This is a genomic window from Rhizobium sp. RU35A (assembly GCF_900156005.1).
GTDB lineage: Bacteria > Pseudomonadota > Alphaproteobacteria > Rhizobiales > Rhizobiaceae > Neorhizobium > Neorhizobium straminoryzae.
Genome location: NZ_FTMR01000008.1, coordinates 187028 through 202476 on the forward strand (window position 1 = coordinate 187028; position 15449 = coordinate 202476).

At 64.5% G+C, this 15449-nt stretch carries 19 protein-coding genes; 6 read left to right on the top strand and 13 right to left on the bottom strand.

The genetic code is table 11. The annotated features are described in order from the left end of the window. Positions 1 to 44: 44 nt before the first annotated feature. Positions 45 to 923 (top strand): sugar ABC transporter permease, encoded by an 879-nt coding sequence (locus F3H95_RS18520; RefSeq protein WP_149747131.1) that lies wholly within the window; start codon positions 45 to 47, stop codon positions 921 to 923. Next, positions 920 to 1747, top strand: a complete 828-nt coding sequence (locus tag F3H95_RS18525) for a carbohydrate ABC transporter permease (RefSeq protein WP_142880573.1) — start codon at positions 920 to 922, stop codon at positions 1745 to 1747. The genes F3H95_RS18520 and F3H95_RS18525 overlap by 4 nt, the downstream gene beginning before the upstream one ends. Positions 1748 to 1759: 12 nt before the next feature. Here the strand turns inward: F3H95_RS18525 and F3H95_RS18530 are convergent, their stop codons facing one another. The 13 genes from F3H95_RS18530 to F3H95_RS18590 form a co-directional block, all read right to left on the bottom strand. Continuing rightward, a complete protein-coding gene (locus F3H95_RS18530) occupies positions 1760 to 2617 on the bottom strand; it encodes a FoF1 ATP synthase subunit gamma (RefSeq protein WP_149747077.1) in 858 nt (285 codons plus the stop codon). After that, entirely contained in the window at positions 2614 to 4164 is a 1551-nt protein-coding gene (locus tag F3H95_RS18535; protein ID WP_149747078.1) for a F0F1 ATP synthase subunit alpha, read from the bottom strand. Before F3H95_RS18535 ends, F3H95_RS18530 begins: the two co-directional genes overlap by 4 nt. Next, complete coding sequence (locus F3H95_RS18540) at positions 4157 to 4894, bottom strand: F0F1 ATP synthase subunit delta (RefSeq protein WP_149747079.1); 738 nt, start codon at positions 4892 to 4894, stop codon at positions 4157 to 4159. The genes F3H95_RS18535 and F3H95_RS18540 overlap by 8 nt, the downstream gene beginning before the upstream one ends. A gap of 12 nt (positions 4895 to 4906) precedes the next feature. Continuing rightward, positions 4907 to 5152, bottom strand: coding sequence for a F0F1 ATP synthase subunit C (locus tag F3H95_RS18545; RefSeq protein ID WP_142880569.1), 246 nt, complete (start codon positions 5150 to 5152; stop codon positions 4907 to 4909). A 2-nt stretch (positions 5153 to 5154) separates the two neighbouring features. Then, on the bottom strand, positions 5155 to 5856 hold the full coding sequence (locus tag F3H95_RS18550) for a F0F1 ATP synthase subunit A (RefSeq protein ID WP_149747132.1): 702 nt from the start codon (positions 5854 to 5856) through the stop codon (positions 5155 to 5157). Continuing rightward, entirely contained in the window at positions 5856 to 6158 is a 303-nt protein-coding gene (locus tag F3H95_RS18555; RefSeq protein WP_210248570.1) for an ATP synthase subunit I, read from the bottom strand. Before F3H95_RS18555 ends, F3H95_RS18550 begins: the two co-directional genes overlap by 1 nt. Continuing rightward, a complete protein-coding gene (locus F3H95_RS18560; RefSeq protein ID WP_149747080.1) occupies positions 6145 to 6453 on the bottom strand; it encodes an AtpZ/AtpI family protein in 309 nt (102 codons plus the stop codon). The genes F3H95_RS18555 and F3H95_RS18560 overlap by 14 nt, the downstream gene beginning before the upstream one ends. Next, complete coding sequence (locus F3H95_RS18565) at positions 6450 to 6896, bottom strand: F0F1 ATP synthase subunit epsilon (RefSeq protein ID WP_244618066.1); 447 nt, start codon at positions 6894 to 6896, stop codon at positions 6450 to 6452. The genes F3H95_RS18560 and F3H95_RS18565 overlap by 4 nt, the downstream gene beginning before the upstream one ends. Then, on the bottom strand, positions 6896 to 8344 hold the full coding sequence (gene atpD, locus F3H95_RS18570; RefSeq protein WP_149747081.1) for a F0F1 ATP synthase subunit beta: 1449 nt from the start codon (positions 8342 to 8344) through the stop codon (positions 6896 to 6898). The genes F3H95_RS18565 and atpD overlap by 1 nt, the downstream gene beginning before the upstream one ends. A gap of 201 nt (positions 8345 to 8545) precedes the next feature. Beyond that, entirely contained in the window at positions 8546 to 9811 is a 1266-nt protein-coding gene (locus tag F3H95_RS18575; protein ID WP_149747082.1) for an ABC transporter substrate-binding protein, read from the bottom strand. Position 9812: 1 nt separating this feature from the next. Beyond that, on the bottom strand, positions 9813 to 10859 hold the full coding sequence (locus tag F3H95_RS18580) for an aldo/keto reductase (RefSeq protein ID WP_149747083.1): 1047 nt from the start codon (positions 10857 to 10859) through the stop codon (positions 9813 to 9815). 4 nt (positions 10860 to 10863) lie between these two features. Then, positions 10864 to 11208 (bottom strand): TIGR04076 family protein, encoded by a 345-nt coding sequence (locus F3H95_RS18585; protein ID WP_142880562.1) that lies wholly within the window; start codon positions 11206 to 11208, stop codon positions 10864 to 10866. After that, positions 11205 to 11918, bottom strand: coding sequence for a GntR family transcriptional regulator (locus F3H95_RS18590; protein WP_149747084.1), 714 nt, complete (start codon positions 11916 to 11918; stop codon positions 11205 to 11207). Before F3H95_RS18590 ends, F3H95_RS18585 begins: the two co-directional genes overlap by 4 nt. A 100-nt stretch (positions 11919 to 12018) precedes the next feature. On the opposite strand from F3H95_RS18590, the gene F3H95_RS18595 reads away from it, so the two are divergent. Genes F3H95_RS18595 through F3H95_RS18610 form a run of 4 tightly spaced genes read left to right on the top strand, consistent with a single transcriptional unit; the run spans position 12019 to position 15447 of the window. Then, the gene (locus F3H95_RS18595; RefSeq protein WP_142880631.1) at positions 12019 to 12819 is read left to right on the top strand and encodes an ABC transporter ATP-binding protein; all 801 of its coding nucleotides are present in this window, start codon (positions 12019 to 12021) and stop codon (positions 12817 to 12819) included. Then, the gene (locus F3H95_RS18600; RefSeq protein WP_142880560.1) at positions 12816 to 13559 is read left to right on the top strand and encodes an ABC transporter ATP-binding protein; all 744 of its coding nucleotides are present in this window, start codon (positions 12816 to 12818) and stop codon (positions 13557 to 13559) included. The genes F3H95_RS18595 and F3H95_RS18600 overlap by 4 nt, the downstream gene beginning before the upstream one ends. Beyond that, the gene (locus tag F3H95_RS18605; RefSeq protein ID WP_142880559.1) at positions 13556 to 14467 is read left to right on the top strand and encodes a branched-chain amino acid ABC transporter permease; all 912 of its coding nucleotides are present in this window, start codon (positions 13556 to 13558) and stop codon (positions 14465 to 14467) included. Before F3H95_RS18600 ends, F3H95_RS18605 begins: the two co-directional genes overlap by 4 nt. Continuing rightward, on the top strand, positions 14464 to 15447 hold the full coding sequence (locus F3H95_RS18610; RefSeq protein WP_149747085.1) for a branched-chain amino acid ABC transporter permease: 984 nt from the start codon (positions 14464 to 14466) through the stop codon (positions 15445 to 15447). Before F3H95_RS18605 ends, F3H95_RS18610 begins: the two co-directional genes overlap by 4 nt. Positions 15448 to 15449 lie beyond the last annotated feature (2 nt).

Sequence of the window (15449 nt, forward strand, 5' to 3'; positions counted from 1 at the left end):
CGATTTTCGCACGCCCTGACATGCTGGAGGTCGCAACCGTGGCAATGATCGAAAACCGGCGCAAGAAGTCGCTGATTGCCCTGACCATGGTCACGCCCTTTGTGGTGACCTTTTCCGTCTTCTTCCTCTACCCGATGCTGGACATGATCCGCATCAGCTTCACCGATGCTCCGCTTGTGGGCGCGGGGCACTGGGTCGGCTTCGACAATTATCTGAAGCTGTTCGGCGACCGGCTGTTCACGCTGTCGCTGAAGAACAATGCCTATTTCGTGGCGCTTACCGTCATCCCGACCACGGTGATCGCGCTTCTGATCGCGCTTGCCATCAACCGCCTGTCGGGCTTTCGCCAGACATTCGTCATGAGCCTGTTCTTCATGCCCTATGTGCTGCCTGTCTCGGTGGTGACGGAACTGTGGGCCTGGATGCTCGACCTGCAGTTCGGCGTGCTGCAGCCGGTGATCGCGCTGTTTACCGGCAAGCCGGTCGCCGTCTTCAAGAACCCCTACTGGGTGATGCCGATGGTGGCGGTGGTGACGATCTGGTGGACCAACGGCTTCAATGTGCTGCTGTTCATCGCCGGTCTGCGCAATATTCCAAGCGAACTCTATGAGGCGGCCTCGCTGGATGGCGCGACCACGTGGCAGAAATTCTCGCGCGTCACCTGGCCGCTGCTTTGGCCGGTCACGGCCCTCGTGCTGACCCTGCAGCTCATCCTGCAGCTGAAGATCTTCGACCAGATCTATCTTCTGAGCGGCGGCGGTCCGTTCAACTCGTCCTACGTGCTGCTCCTGAAGGTCTATCGCGAGGCCTTCCAGTCCAACAATGGCGGCTATGCCTCGGCGGTGGCGACGGTCCTGTTCCTGCTGATCGTGGTCATTTCCGTCCTGCAATTCCAGCTTGTGCGCATCCGGAGAGCCTCATGAGCCCGATGAGACGCCTCGAAAACATCGTGTTGACCGTGCTGACCCTGATGGCGGCGCTGGTGTGGATCTTTCCGCTCTACTGGGGCTTCCTGACCTCGATCCGCTCGGAGGAGAACGCGGCCGGTAGCGTCTCCATCCTGCCGGACGAGTTTCAGCTGAAGGCCTATCTGGATGCGATCTTCAACACCAAGCTGATGCTCTGGTATGTGAATTCCATCGGAACGGCGACCATCGTCACCGTGCTTGTCATCCTGATCTCGATGCTCTGCGCCTACGCGCTCTCGCAGATCCGCTTTCCCGGTCGGCGGCTGCTTTACGGCCTGGTGCTGGGCAGTTTCATGGTGCCGGGGCAGACGCTGGTCGTTACCCAGTTCATCCTGATGAAGGACCTGAACCTCATCAACACCTGGGCCGGCATCATCCTGCCGCAGCTGATCGCGCCGATCGTCATCATCGTCTACAAGCAGTTCTTCGACGGTGTGCCGAAGGAAATGCGGGAAGCCGTGGTGCTGGATGGCGGCGGCGAATATACGATCCTGTTCAAGGTCTTCCTGCCGCTCAACTGGGGCATCACCACCGCCATGTCGATCGTCACCTTCATCGGCGTCTGGAATGCCTTCTTCTGGCCGTTCCTGGTGGTTACCTCGGAGGACATGATGACGGTGCCGGTCGGCATCACCCAGGTCAACGATGCCTTCGGCATTCATTATGCGCGGCTGATGGCGGTCGCCATGCTGGCGGCCATGCCTGTCATCCTCGCCTATGTCATCTTCCAGCGGCGCGTCACCGATGCCATCATGATCTCGTCCGGCGTGAAGGGGTAAGGCCAGCCCTGTTCAGGCGGATGCCGAGGACAGAATGCTGGTGCTGAGTTCGCTGATTTCGTTGCTGATCTCCTCCTGCCGCTGGCGGCGTGCAGAGGCGGTGAGCGTCTCCAGCGTTTCCGAGACGTTGCGCTCCGCCGACATCATGGCGCGCATGCGCGTTTCATTTTCCGCGGCATAGGAGAGAACGACCGCCTCGCAGATTTCGGCGAAGACATATTCTTCCGCAAGGCTTTCGAACAGGGTTTCGGGAGAGAGATGAAGGAGGGGCGGCGTGCGGCCGGCCGGCCGGTCCAGCTGGCTGGCGTCGAAAGGAATGATCTGCCGTTCGATGATGTCTGCCATCGCCCCGCCCGGATTGGCGTAGAGCAGCGAGACGCGCTCCACCGGCTCCTTGCCGATCCGCTCGTAGATTTCCTCCATGATGCGGTTGCTGAGGCTCGCTGCCTCGGCGGTGGCGGAAATCATCGGCGCGGACCAGGAGGGCTGCAGATCGCGCTCCAGTGCCGCGAGAATCCCGCGATCCCCGATCAGCAGCAATTCCACCGCCTGGTCCTGCCTGTCGTCACGCAGGCGGACGAACCGGTCGAGGATGCGCCGGCTGAAGCCTCCCGCAAAGCCTTGCTCCGCACAGAGGGCGACGACGAGATGCGAGCCTTTGCGCCATCGGGCAGGAGCGGGCGTTTGTCCCGACGGCGCCACGCGGCCGATTGCGGCCGCAATGGTCGCGGCATAGGCCCGCACGCCAGCGAGATGATGGCTGGCCTCTTGCGCGCGGGCGGCCGCCATGCCGCGCATCGCCTCGATCACCGAAGACAGCTGCTCGACGGAACGGATGCGCGCCTCGATATCGGTCAGCCGCTCGCTCATGCGGCCTCCGGCGTGGCCGCAGTGGCGCGTGCCAGATCGCTGCCCAGCATCCGCACGGCCTCGATCAGCTGTTTGCGGATCTCCTCCGACAGCATGCCGCTGCCTGCTAGCTGGTCGACGGCGGTCCGCGCCTGTGCGTCGAGATGGGCCGGCAGACGCTGGCAAAGATCCGGGATCACCTCGACGGGAATGGTATCCAGCACGCCATCATTGAGGGCGGCCAGCAGCGCCACCTGATCGGCCATGCGCAGGCCGCGAAAGCGTGGCTGGGTGAGCAGGGCGCGGATGCGCTTGCCATGCTCGATCTGCGGCTTGACCCGCGTATCGGACATGCCGCCGAAGCGGGTAAAGCTCTCCAGTTCGAGAAACTGCGAATAATCGAGCCGGATGCGGCCAGAGACATCCCGCAACGCCTTCTTCTGCGCCTTGCCGCCGACGCGGCTGACGCTGAGGCCGACATCCACCGGCGGTCGCTGGTCGAGCGCCAGAAGCCGGGTGGAGAGCACGATCTGGCCATCGGTGATCGAAATCAGATTGGTGGGGATATAGGCCGACAGATTGCCGGCATCCGTCTGGGCAATCGGCAGTGCCGTGATCGATCCCCCGCCAAGCGCCGGCGACAGCTTGGCCGCGCGTTCCAGCAGCCGCGCATGGATATAGAAAATGTCGCCCGGATAGGCCTCGCGCCCAGGGGGCTCGCGCGTCAACAGCGCCAGTTCGCGGTGGGTGGCGGCATGTTTGGTGAGATCGTCGATGACGATCAGCACATGCTGGCCGCGATCGCGGAAATATTCGGCCATCGAGAAGGCGGCGAAGGGGGCGATCCATTGCAGGCCCGCCGCCGAGGAGGCCGCGGCCACCACGAAGATGCAGCGCTCCGGCGCGCCATGGGCGCGTACGGCCGCGATCACCCGTTCGACATCGGACGCGCGCTGGCCGATCGCCACGTAGACGCAGATCATGTCGGACTGCTTCTGGTTGACGATGGCATCGACGCCGATGGAGGTCTTGCCGGTGGCGCGGTCGCCGATGATGAGCTCACGCTGGCCGCGCCCGAGCGCGAAGAGCGCGTCCACTACCAGAATACCGGTCTCGGCCGGTTCGCTCACCAGATCCCGCTCGATGATGGAGGGGGCCGGCCGCTCCGCCGGCAGCATGTCGGTGGCCTGAATGGGCGGCCCCCCGTCCAGCGGCCGTCCCAGCGGATCGACGACGCGGCCAAGCAGTGCCGGCCCCACCGGCACGGTGACCACCGTACCGGTGCCGCGTACCCGCGAGCCGGCTCGTACCGCCTCGCCCTCGTCCAGCAGCACGGTGCCGATGTCTCGGGCTTCCAGGGTCAGCGCGAAACCCAGCCGATCGTTGTCGAACAGCAGCAACTCGTTCAGCCTCACGTCCGGCAGGCCGGAGACGCGGGCGATGCCATCCGCCACCTGTTCGACGCGTCCGAGCGAGGCTGCATCGGCCGACAGCGTGACATCGGCGAGTTGCTGCTGCTGGTGCGTGAGCCAGCCGTTCGTGCCTGTGGCGTCCGGCGTATCAGTCATGATGGATCAACCTTGCTTCGATGCGTTCGAGATCGGCGCGGAAACTGTTGCGCACCAGGGCATGCGGCGCCTCGAGTTCCAGCCCCGCGAGGAGCGACGGGTCGGTCTCGGTGGTGAGGGTGACGGAGCGGCCGAGGATTCTTTCCAGCACGTCCTGGCAGGCTTGCCGTTCGGCATCCGTCAGCGGGCGCGCTGCGGTGAGGATCAGCGGCTGATCCGGGTTGCCCATGCCGGCACGTGTCTCTTCCGGCAGATGGGCGACCGCGTCGGACAAGCCGTCGATGAAACCGGATACCAGCAGTTCGGAGGGCAGGCGGGCGAGAAGCTTGCGGGTGATCTCCAGCGAAAGCCGGCTGGCTTCGGTCGCAAGCCGTGTCATTTCCGCCTCCTTCAGCGCGACGGTCGCCGCCTCCGCATCCGCGCGGATCCTTGCCGCATCCCGGTTCGCATCGGAGAGGATTGCCTCGGCGGTTGCCCTGGCCTTCGCCTCCGCATCGGCCATCACACGCTCCCGCTCGGCGGAAAGCCTGTCGGCATTCACCTGCGCTTCTGCCTCGTGGGCAAGTGCTGCCGCACGGCTTGCCTCGGCCTGTGCCAGCACGGTATCGGCCGCCTCCTGCCGCTTCCGCACGATGTCGGCCACGGGGCGAAAGAGGAAGCGGGAAAAGATCCACAGAAGGACGCCGACATTGAGCGCCTGAAGACCGAGCGTCCACCAGTCGATGTGCATGGGAACAACCCGTCACTTCACGAAGGGATTGGCAAACAGCACCAGCAGCGCGATGACGAGGCAGTAGATCGCCATGGTTTCGATCATCGCGAGGCCGACGAACAGCGTGCGCGAGAGCGTGCCGGCCGATTCCGGCTGACGGGCGATGGCATCCATGGCCGCGGCAACCGCCCGGCCTTCGGCAAGTGCCGGGCCGATGGCGCCGAAGCCGACGGCAAGCGCTGCGGCAATGATGCTGATGGCGGGCAGGATATCCATGGTCAGTCTTCCTTCTGCGGCGGTTGGGGTTCCGGCTTGCCGCCCTCTTCGCCGCTGACGGCGGAGCCGAGGAAGACGGTCGCCAGAATGGCGAAGATGTAGGCCTGAACGGCACCGGTCAGCAGATCGAGTGCCATCAGTGGGATAGGCACCAGCAGGCCGGCGAGCGACAGCACGATGCCGATGACGAAGACGCCGCTCATCACATTGCCGAACAGGCGCACGATCAGCGAAAAGGTGCGGGTGATCTGTTCGATGATGTTGAGCGGGATCATCACCCAGCTCGGCTCGGCAAAGGTCTTGAGATATCCGCCAAGGCCGCGCACCCGGATGCCGAAATAAAGGGTGGCGCCGGCAACAAGGGCCGCCAGCGCTGCATCCGTCTCGATATGGGCGGTTGGCGGTTCGACGCCGGGGATCAGCGACGACCAGTTGGCGATGAAAATGAAGAGAAACAGCGTGCCGATCAGCGTACGGTACGGCGCGGGATCGACCTGCATGCTCTCGCGGATCTGCCCGTCGATGACCTCGACGATCATCTCCAGCACGGCCTGCACCGGGCCTGCCTTGATGGTCAGGCGGCGGGTGGCAAGCCACAGGCCGAGCGTCATGACGGCCATGATGCCCCAGGTGACCACCACGGGGTCCGAGACGGGGATCGGCCCGATATGAAACAGGACATCGGTCGAGAGCGGCGAGGAGATCATGAGGCCCGCCTTTCCCGCTTGAGGATCAGCGCACGGCTGAGCAGAAGGCCGGACAGGCCGGCGAGAAGGGCGACGGCCCCGATCTTCGCCATCACGACCATGACCACGATCAGCAGGCCGAAGCGGACAAGCTGCAGCAGGAAAGCCCGGCCAAACCGGCCTTGCGCGAAAAATTCGGTATTCCGCTTCAGCGTCAGGAAATGCAGGAGGCCGAGCGCCAGGCCGGCGGCGAAGCCGATGAGGGCGGCAAGCGGGGCGGCAGCCGTCGCAAAGGATATCAGGATCTCAATCATGGCCATGCATCCATTTCCAGGCGGACCAGAGCCCGACCGCCGCACCGGCGACGATCAGACCGGCGGAAAAGAGAATGCCGGTTGACAGAAGGCGGTCGAGCCAGTGGCCGGCGAGAAGCCCGAGCAGGATCGGCACGACGATTGCCCAGCCGAGCACGCCGATTTGCGCCAGCCGGCGGCTGAAGGGCGGCTCCGGATTGTCGTCACCGGCCCTCTTGCGCTCCGCAGCCTGATGGGCGGCCTCGATCAGACGGTCGTCGCGCGGTTCGGGACGCGCCGCCTTTTCCGGTTTCTTGCTCATGGGGCCCCCTCCCGGCTGTCGAAGGCCCCGCCCGTCTCACCCTGCGGATTGAGATAGTGCATCAGCTGACGCACCGCGCGCGCATGCACCCGCATCTGGGCGGTGGAGGCGCGGCGGGCGGCATCCCGTTCCTCTTCCACGAAGGCGGCGACATCGGCGGCCAGTGTGTCGAGCGCGGTGCCGAGCTTGCCCTGCCGGCAGGCGATCGCCACCTCGCTTCCCTGCGAAACCGTCATGATGCCGCCCCGCACGGCGCAAAAGCCCGCTTCGCCCGCCTCGGTCATCCAGCGCACCACCGAGACCGGCAGCGCGGTGAGGAAATCCACATGACCTGGCAGGATGCCGAAGCTGCCGCTCGCATCTTCTGCCCTGAGCGAGCGGATGGGGCTGGCCTTGACGAGCACGTCGAACGGCGTGCTGATGGTGAGGGCGAGCGTGCGCATCAGGCGGCCCTTTCGCCACTGGCGGATGCGGCACCGGCGGCCTGTCGCCCGGCCTCCTCCTTCTGCCGGGCTTCGTCGATGGTGCCGACCATGTAAAGCGAGTTTTCCTGCCAGTCGTCGCACACACCGGAGAGGATCGCCTTGCAGCCGGCGATCGTATCGGCCAGGCTGACGGAACGTCCGGGAATGCCGGTAAAGGCCTCTGTCACCACGAAGGGCTGGCTCAGGAAGCGCTGCAGCCGGCGCGCCCGCTGCACGACCTTGCGGTCGGCAGCGCCCAGCTCGTCCATGCCGAGCAGAGCGATCACATCCTGCAGTTCGCGGTAATGTTCGATGGCGCGGCGCACCGCCACCGCCGTATCCGCATGCTCCTTTCCCACCACATCCGCCTCCAGCAGGGTGGAGGATGAGGCGATCGGATCGACGGCGGGATACATGCCCTCGGCCGCCATGGCGCGCGACAGGACGACGGTGCTGTCCACATGCGCGGCAATGGTGGTGACGGCCGGATCGGTGAAATCGTCGGCCGGCACATAGACGGCCTCGATGGCGGTGACGGAGGCATCGCCGACCGATGCGATCCGCTCCTGCAGGGCGGCGACTTCACTGGCAAGTGTCGGCTGGTAGCCGACGCGCGACGGCAGGCGTCCGAGAAGACCCGAGACTTCCGCCCCCGCCTGGACAAAGCGGAAGATGTTGTCCATCAGCAGCAGCACGTTCTGCTGCTTCTCGTCGCGGAAATATTCTGCGATTGACAGCGCTGTCATCGGCACGCGCCAGCGCGCACCGGGCGGTTCGTTCATTTGCCCGTAGACGAGGGCCGTGCGCTCCAGCATGCGTGAGGCCGTCATGTCCAGCAGCATTTCGTGGCCTTCGCGCGAGCGCTCGCCGACGCCGGCAAAGACGGAAATGCCCTTGTAGCTTTTCACCATGGCCTGGATCAGTTCCATGACGAGAACCGTCTTGCCGACACCGGCGCCGCCGAACATGGCGGCCTTCCCGCCGAGCGGCAGCGGGGCGAGCAGATCCAGCACCTTGATGCCGGTGACGAACAGGCTGGTCTTGCCGGTCTGTGCCGACAGCGGCGGCGCGGCGCGATGGATGGGGCGACGGATCGTCTCGGGACCGAAGGCCGCGCCGTTGTCGCGCACGGTGCCGGTCACGTCAATCAGGCGGCCGAGCACGACATCGCCAACCGGCACGGTGACCGGACCTTGCGTGTTTTCGACCCGGCTGCCGCGCTTCAGGCCCATGGTGGCCTGCAATGCGATGGCGCGCACGGCAGTATCGCCGAGATGCGCCTGCACTTCCGCCAGCACGGGTTCTCCGTCGGTTTCGATGCGCAGCGCGTCATTGATGCGGGGGAGATGATCCGCCGGGAAGGCAACGTCGATGATGGCGCCGCGCACCGCGAGAACCTTGCCGTCGATGGATGCTGATTCTGCCATCCTGCCGCGTCTCCGCCACGTGAGCGATGCGTGGAAGGACCTCACGCATCAGATTGCCCGGTTGTGATGGCCTACCTTCCGCCGATGGGAGGACGTCGACATTGATGCATGTCAAAACTGACGGTGCATCGGATCGGTGCAAAGTGCGGAAACGATGTGGGGGCCTTTCGGCCCCCGCTGGAGATCGGATGATCGGCGTCCTTACTTGGTGAGCTGTGCCTTGATCTTGGAAACCTCGTCGGCGCTCATCTCGCCGATGGTCGTCACCTGGCCGTCCTTGATCTTCCACAGACGGAAGGGGCCGGTGATGTCGCCATACTTGTCGAAGGAGACCGGGCCGATGACGCCTTCATACTTGACCGGCTTGCCGTCCTTGATGAGCTTCAGCGCCTTTTCGAATTCCGCCTTGCCGGCATGGATCGGCGTGCCGCCTTCGGCCACCACCTCGGAAATCGCGGTCTTGATGGCGGCCTTGTCCGCCTTGCCGGCCTTGGCGATGGCGAGCGCCACGATGGCACCGGCATCATAGGAGCGGTCGGCGGCCGGCGCGCCCGGCGAAATGCCGCCGGAGAACTTTTCGTAATTGGCGTTGAAATACTCCGTCGAGGCCGTCGGGCTGGTGCCGGACGAGGTACCATAGGCATCGTTCAGATACTGTACGCCGACGCTTTCGATGAAGTCCTTGGAGTTCATGCCGTCATTCAGCAGGAACTTGGCAGCGCCACCGCCGGAGAGCCAGGCGCGGGCGATCGTTGCGCCATCGACCGGCGTGCTGACGAGGTAGAGAGCGTCCGGATCGCCCTTCATCGCGGCACTTGCTTCAGACGAATAGCTTGCCTGCTTTTCGTTGTAGGGCGTGGTGGAGGTGATCGTGCCCCCAAGCTTGGCATAGGCGGCGGTGAACTCCTTCACCATGTTGACGCCGAAGTCGTTGTTGACGTGGATGATGGCGATCTTTTTCAGGCCCTGGTCGAGGGCGTATTTCGCGGCCGCCGTGCCTTGCAGCGCATCCGACGTGATGGTGCGGAAGAACACGCCATTCGTCTTGCCGTCGCGGCCAAGCGCCGTCAGCGTCGGCGAGGACGAGGCGGGCGACACCTGCACGACGCCGGCCGGCGCCGTCACCGAGGTCAGGATCGGGATCGACACCGACGAGATGATGCCGCCGATGATGACCGGCACCTTCTTGATGTTGACGAGCTGGGTGGCCTGGTCGACGGCCACCGTGCCCTGGCTCTGGCTGTCGCGGGTGTCCATCACCAGCTTGCAGCCGCCGACGCCGCCGGCATCGTTGAAATCCTTGAAGGCCATTTCGACGGACTTGGCGCCCGCCTTGCCGTATTCGCCGGCAGGGCCGGTCAGTTCCATGACGACGCCGACGGTGATGTCGCAATCGGCGGAGAAGGCCGGGAGGGCCGAGACGGCAAGCCCTGCCAGCATGGTGGATGCAAGAACGAGTTTTTTCATGTCATTCCCCTTTGTTCAGATTGTATTTCATGATGCTGCCGTGACGTCCGTTGCGGTCGCGTTCGAGCGTGTAGACGTCACCCTCCAACTCCTTCGCCTCGGCCATCACGGCCTCGATATCGGAGAGATCCTTGTCCGACAGGGTGATGTCGGAAATGGCGAGATTTTCTGCCAGATGATCGCGGTTGCGCGCGCCGACGATGACGGCGGCCACGCCCGGACGCCGCAGCATGGCGGCGCTGGCGATGGTTGCGATATCGGTCTGGTGGCGGTCGGCGATGCCCCGCAGTGTGCCAAGCAGCGCCTGGAACAGGTCCCAGCCGCCGATATCGTCGATGATCAGCTTATACTTGGTGAGCGACCGGTTCTCGAGCGGATGGGAGGGTTCGGCAAGGCCCAGCCACTTGTCGCTGAGGAAGCCACCCGCCACCGTGCCGTAGCAGAACAGCGCGAAATCATGCTGTGCGGCGAGTGATACCATGCGCTTTTCCGGCCGCCGGTCGAGCAGCGAATATTGCAGCTGCAGCGAGGCAAGCGGAATGCCGGCGGCGATGAGCGCTTCGATATGGTCGCTGTCGAAATTGGTGCCGCTGACCTTGTCGATCTTGCCGGCCTGCTGGAGCTCCTTCAGCCAGCCTGCCGTCTCCAGCCAGCCGTCGATGTCATAGGCCCACCAGTGGAACTGCACGAGGTCCAGCCGTTCGAGGTTGAGCCGCTTCAGCGAGGTATCGATGACGCCCTCGACGTAAGCCTTGCTGATGGTGGGCAGCACCGTAAGGTCCGGCACGAACTTGGTGTGCACGCGAATGCGGCGCAGCGCCTCTTCACCGCGAAGGTCGCGATAGGCAAGGCGGAAGCGGCCGATCAACTCCTCGACACCGGTATAGATATCGGCACAGTCGAAGGTGGTGATGCCGGCATCGGCGAACGCTACCATATCCTCCACCGCGACGGCCGGATCGACGGCGCCGTGCCCGCCGGCAAGCTGCCAGCCGCCGCGGATGACGCGGGAGATTTCATAGCCGGGGGCGAGCGTGATGCGTTGCATGGGATCAGTCTTCTCTCAAGGGAACGGCAGTGGTTTCGGCATGGCTGAAGCGGCGAAGCCCGGTGCGGCGGATGCGCAGGCGCGTCGCGCAGTTCGGATCGGGACAGGCGATATCCGCATCCGTCGTCATCCAGTCATGCGGATGGGTGGGGCGCTGCTTGGCGGCCAGGAGCGGCAGCACGGAAGCGAGCGAGTAGATGGAGATGCCCTGCCCCGGCGGCAGATACAGCATCTCGCCCTTCAGCTCGAAATGATCGCCGGGCTTGGCACCGCAATAAACGGGTCCGTCTTCCGGGACCACGACCTCGACATGCAGGTCGAAGAGTTCGAAGCTGTCATCCTTGCTCATGCCGCCTCCTCGCCGCTCGCCAGTCGCGCCCGAACGAGATCGAAGGAACGGCCAATATCGTTGGCGAGCGCCTGCATGGCCGTCTCCGCATCGCCGTTCTCGATCGCCTCGATCATCGCCCAGTGATGATCGGTCGCGGCAAGGCCACCCTGTTCGTCATGGATCTGCGCGGCGGCCCGAACCACGGGACCCGATTGCAGCCACAGGCTTTCGACAATCGGAATCAGCACATGCGAACCGGCGGCGCGATAGATGTGGAAGTGGAAGCGCTGGTTGAACTGCGAGGTGACGGGGCCGATGTCCTGACCATGCTCTTCGAAGGCATGATCGCAATCGTGATTGACCTGTTTGAGGATTGCGATGTCCTCGGCGCTGAGATTGGGCAGGGCAACCTGGACGAGGCGGCCTTCGATCAGCACGCGCGCACGCTCCAGATCGTCCAGCCGCTGGCGGGTGATCAGCGGCACGCGCACGGTGCGGTTCGGCATGGCCTCCAGCGCCTGTTCCGAGACGAGGCGGCCGAGCGCTTCACGCACCGGCATGGTGCTGGTCTGCAGCCGTTCGGCCAGATCAACGATCCGCAGCGGATCGCCGGCGGCAAAGCCGCCATTGATCAAGGTCTGGCGCAACTGGCCATAGACGCGATCCTGAACGGTTTCCCGTCCGACCGGCGTCAGCGCCTCGACGCTGTTCAAGTGTGTTTCCGTCATCCCTGCCTCATGCATCAGCCGTTCAATTTTCCGGTTGATTTTCTTTTAGGCTTAAAGTTTGATCAAACATCATACATCAAATCAAGACCCAATTTTCATGATGACCGCAAGCGCAATTCCACAAAGCTCTGCACACCCTCCCCCGATGATCGAGGCAAGACGCCTGACCAAGCGGTTTTTCGGCATGACGGCGGTGGACGGCATGTCGCTGACGGTCGGGCGTCAGGAAATGGTGGGGCTGATCGGGCCGAACGGCGCCGGCAAGACGACGATGTTCAGCCTGATTGCCGGCAGCATGCAGCCGACCTCCGGCGAATTGTGGATTGCCGGCCGCGAAGTCTCCCGCGAGGCCCCGGAAAAGCGCATCGGCCATGGCTTGGCCCGCACTTTCCAGATTCCAAAGCCCTTTGCCGAAATGAGCGTGCTGGAGAACCTGCTGGTTGGCGGGCAGCGCCAGCAGGGCGAAGGCCTGATCGCCAACTTTCTGAAGCCGGCGACGGTGCGTGCTGAGGAGAAGGCGCTGATCGAAAAGGCGCGCGGACTTCTCGACTTCGTCACCCTCTCCCATCTCGAACATCAGCCGGCGCGGGTCCTGTCTGGCGGCCAGCGCAAGCTTCTGGAGCTTGCCCGCGTGCTGATGGCCGATCCGGACGTGATCCTGCTCGATGAGCCGGCAGCCGGCGTCAATCCGGCGCTGCTGGAGGTCATCATCGAGCGCGTCATCGCGCTCAACAAACAGGGCAAGTCGATCCTGCTGATCGAGCACAACATGGACATGGTGTCGCGGCTCTGCACCCGCGTCGTTGCCATGGCGCTCGGCAGGCTGCTGGCGGAAGGCACGCCTGCGGACGTTGCCTCCAACCCGGCGGTCATCGAAGCCTATCTCGGAGGCGGCGCATGACGGCCCCCATTCTTTCGACCCACGGACTTGTGGCCGGCTACGAGCCGGACCTGCCGATCGTGCGCGGCATCGATTTTTCCGTGTCGAGTGGCGAACTGGTGGTGCTGCTCGGTCCGAATGGTGCTGGCAAATCCACCTTCGTCAAGGCGATTGCCGGTCTGGTGCCCATCCATGCCGGCACGATGATGCTGAACGGACGCGACATCACCCATGTCAGCCCGCACCGCAAGGTGGCGGAGGGGCTGGCCTTCGTCCCGCAGACGGAAAACGTCTTTGCGACCATGACCATTCTGGAAAACCTGCAGATCGCGGTTGCGCATCTTCCGAAAGCAAAACGTGGCGCCGCCATCGAGGCGCTGTTTGCCCGCTTCCCGGATCTGGCTGCCCGGCCCTCGCGTCTGGCAGGCGCGCTGTCCGGCGGCCAGCGGCAGATGCTGGCGGTGGCGCGCGCGCTGGCGCTCGATCCGCCGGTCATCATCCTCGACGAGCCCTCGGCCGGCCTTTCGCCCAAAATCGTCAGCGAAGTCTTCGACATGCTGAAGGCGATCAATGCCGGCGGCGTGACCGTGCTGCTGGTGGAGCAGAACGTGAAGGCAGCACTTGCGATTGCCAGCCGCGCCGTCATCCTTGCCGAAGGCCGCATTGCCCATGAAGGCCTGCCGGAGGAACTCGCCAGCGATCCGCTGGTCGGAAAGATCTATCTCGGCACCGCGCATGGCCATCAGGGGGCGCCCGCATGAACCCGCAATTCATCATGGACGGCCTGATTGCCGGTGCGATCATCGGCCTTGGCGCCGTCGGCGTGACGCTGACCTATTCCATTCTGCGCTTCTCGAATTTCGCCCATGGCGAGCTTTTGTCCTGGGGCGCCTATCTGGCGCTTGCGGTTGCCGGTGCGCTCGGCTTCCTGTCGGCAGGCCTGACAAAGCCCATCGCGCCCTTCTCCTTCGGCTGGGCGCTGCCCATCTCGGCCGTGATTGCGATTGGGTTGACGGGCCTTCTGGCGCTGGCGGTGGATGCCCTCCTCTTCTCCAGCTTCCGCCGTCGCGGCAGCGCGATTATCATCATGGTGATGGCAAGTTTCGGCGCGTCGCTGGCGCTGCGCAGCCTTCTGGAATTCCTGTTTACCTCGAAGCCCGCCTATTTCACCAAGGCGCTGCAGATTGCCATGAAGCTTGGCGGCGGTCTTCGCGCCACGCCGGACCAGTTGCTGATGCTGGGGGTGGCGCTGGTCGCCGTCGTCACCGTGCATCTTTTGATGACGCGCACGGATATCGGCCGCGCCATGCGGGCGGTCAGTGAGAATCCGGCACTCGCCAGCATTGCCGGCATCGATGTGCGCCGGGTGATCCGTACCGTCTGGTTCCTCGGTGCTGCCCTCGCCTGCGTCGCCGGCATCATGAGCGGGCTCCTGATCCAGATCCGCCCCTATCTCGGCCATGACCTGCTGCTGCCGCTGTTTGCCGCGGCCATCCTCGGCGGCATCGGTTCGGTGCCGGGCGCGATGCTGGCCGGCCTCATCATCGGGCTCTGTGAGGCGCTTGCCGTGCAGGCGGTGGGGGCGGAATGGCGCGCCGCCGTCTCCTTCGTCATCCTCATCGCCGTCCTCCTCGTGCGTCCGCGCGGCCTGTTCGGGAAAGCGTCATGACCCTCGATATTCTCGCCTATGCCGCCTTCTTCCTGTCGATGGCGCTGACCTATGCGATCATCTGCCTGGGCCTCAATGTGCAATGGGGGATGACCGGTCTGTTCAATGTCGGCATTGCCGCCTTCGTCGCTGTCGGCGCCTATACCTCGGCGCTTCTGACCACCCCACCGAGCCCGGACCGTTTCGGCGGTTTCGAGCTGCCGATCTTCGTCGGCTGGCTGGGGGCGGCTGTGACCTCCGGTCTGCTCTCCTGGGCGGTCGGGGCGCTCACGATCCGGCTGCGGTCCGATTATCTGGCGATCGCCACCTTCGGCATCGCGGTTACCGTGCAGCTCTGCATGCTGAACCTGCAGCCGTTGACCGGTGGCCCCTTCGGCATCGGCTTCATTCCGCGCCCTTTTGCCGAGCTGCAGGACAATGCGCTGGCGTTCAGCCTCGCCAATTTCGCGGTGATGGCCGTGGTGGTGCTCGCCCTTTATCTTGCTCTTGAACATCTGGCGAAAAGCCCGTGGGGCCGCGTGCTGCGGGCCATCCGCGAGGATGAGATGGCGGCGCAGGCGCTCGGCAAGCGGCCGATCCGCTTTCGTCTGCAGGCCTTTACGCTGGGCGGCGCTATCATGGGCCTTGCCGGTGCCGCACAGGCGCATTTCATCGGCTTTATCGCGCCGGACAATTACATGCCGATCCTCACCTTCCAGGTCTGGGCCATGCTGATCGTCGGCGGCTCCGGCAACAATCGCGGTGCGATTGCCGGTGCCATTCTCGTCTGGGGGCTCTGGGCGCTGTCTGCCGCTGCCGTCTCCACCTTCGTCCCGGCAGAACAGCAGGCGCGCGCCGCCTCGCTGCAGATCGTCGCCATCGGCGTCGGCCTCTGCCTCATGCTTCTCTGGCGCCCGCGCGGCCTGTTCGGCGAGGTCAGTCCGCTGACCCGCCTGAAATCGCTGCGCAGCGCCCCATCCAAGGCCCCATCCAAGGAATGACC

What these genes read in the sequence shown, in the direction of transcription:
- F3H95_RS18520 (WP_149747131.1), top strand. Translation starts at nt 45, where the DNA reads ATGATCGAAAACCGGCGCAAGAAGTCGCTGATTGCCCTGACCATGGTC.
- F3H95_RS18525 (WP_142880573.1), top strand. Translation starts at nt 920, where the DNA reads ATGAGCCCGATGAGACGCCTCGAAAACATCGTGTTGACCGTGCTGACC.
- F3H95_RS18530 (WP_149747077.1), bottom strand. Translation starts at nt 2,617, where the DNA reads ATGAGCGAGCGGCTGACCGATATCGAGGCGCGCATCCGTTCCGTCGAG.
- F3H95_RS18535 (WP_149747078.1), bottom strand. Translation starts at nt 4,164, where the DNA reads ATGACTGATACGCCGGACGCCACAGGCACGAACGGCTGGCTCACGCAC.
- F3H95_RS18540 (WP_149747079.1), bottom strand. Translation starts at nt 4,894, where the DNA reads ATGCACATCGACTGGTGGACGCTCGGTCTTCAGGCGCTCAATGTCGGC.
- F3H95_RS18545 (WP_142880569.1), bottom strand. Translation starts at nt 5,152, where the DNA reads ATGGATATCCTGCCCGCCATCAGCATCATTGCCGCAGCGCTTGCCGTC.
- F3H95_RS18555 (WP_210248570.1), bottom strand. Translation starts at nt 6,158, where the DNA reads ATGGCCATGATTGAGATCCTGATATCCTTTGCGACGGCTGCCGCCCCG.
- F3H95_RS18560 (WP_149747080.1), bottom strand. Translation starts at nt 6,453, where the DNA reads ATGAGCAAGAAACCGGAAAAGGCGGCGCGTCCCGAACCGCGCGACGAC.
- F3H95_RS18565 (WP_244618066.1), bottom strand. Translation starts at nt 6,896, where the DNA reads ATGCGCACGCTCGCCCTCACCATCAGCACGCCGTTCGACGTGCTCGTC.
- atpD (WP_149747081.1), bottom strand. Translation starts at nt 8,344, where the DNA reads ATGGCAGAATCAGCATCCATCGACGGCAAGGTTCTCGCGGTGCGCGGC.
- F3H95_RS18575 (WP_149747082.1), bottom strand. Translation starts at nt 9,811, where the DNA reads ATGAAAAAACTCGTTCTTGCATCCACCATGCTGGCAGGGCTTGCCGTC.
- F3H95_RS18580 (WP_149747083.1), bottom strand. Translation starts at nt 10,859, where the DNA reads ATGCAACGCATCACGCTCGCCCCCGGCTATGAAATCTCCCGCGTCATC.
- F3H95_RS18585 (WP_142880562.1), bottom strand. Translation starts at nt 11,208, where the DNA reads ATGAGCAAGGATGACAGCTTCGAACTCTTCGACCTGCATGTCGAGGTC.
- F3H95_RS18590 (WP_149747084.1), bottom strand. Translation starts at nt 11,918, where the DNA reads ATGACGGAAACACACTTGAACAGCGTCGAGGCGCTGACGCCGGTCGGA.
- F3H95_RS18595 (WP_142880631.1), top strand. Translation starts at nt 12,019, where the DNA reads ATGACCGCAAGCGCAATTCCACAAAGCTCTGCACACCCTCCCCCGATG.
- F3H95_RS18600 (WP_142880560.1), top strand. Translation starts at nt 12,816, where the DNA reads ATGACGGCCCCCATTCTTTCGACCCACGGACTTGTGGCCGGCTACGAG.
- F3H95_RS18605 (WP_142880559.1), top strand. Translation starts at nt 13,556, where the DNA reads ATGAACCCGCAATTCATCATGGACGGCCTGATTGCCGGTGCGATCATC.
- F3H95_RS18610 (WP_149747085.1), top strand. Translation starts at nt 14,464, where the DNA reads ATGACCCTCGATATTCTCGCCTATGCCGCCTTCTTCCTGTCGATGGCG.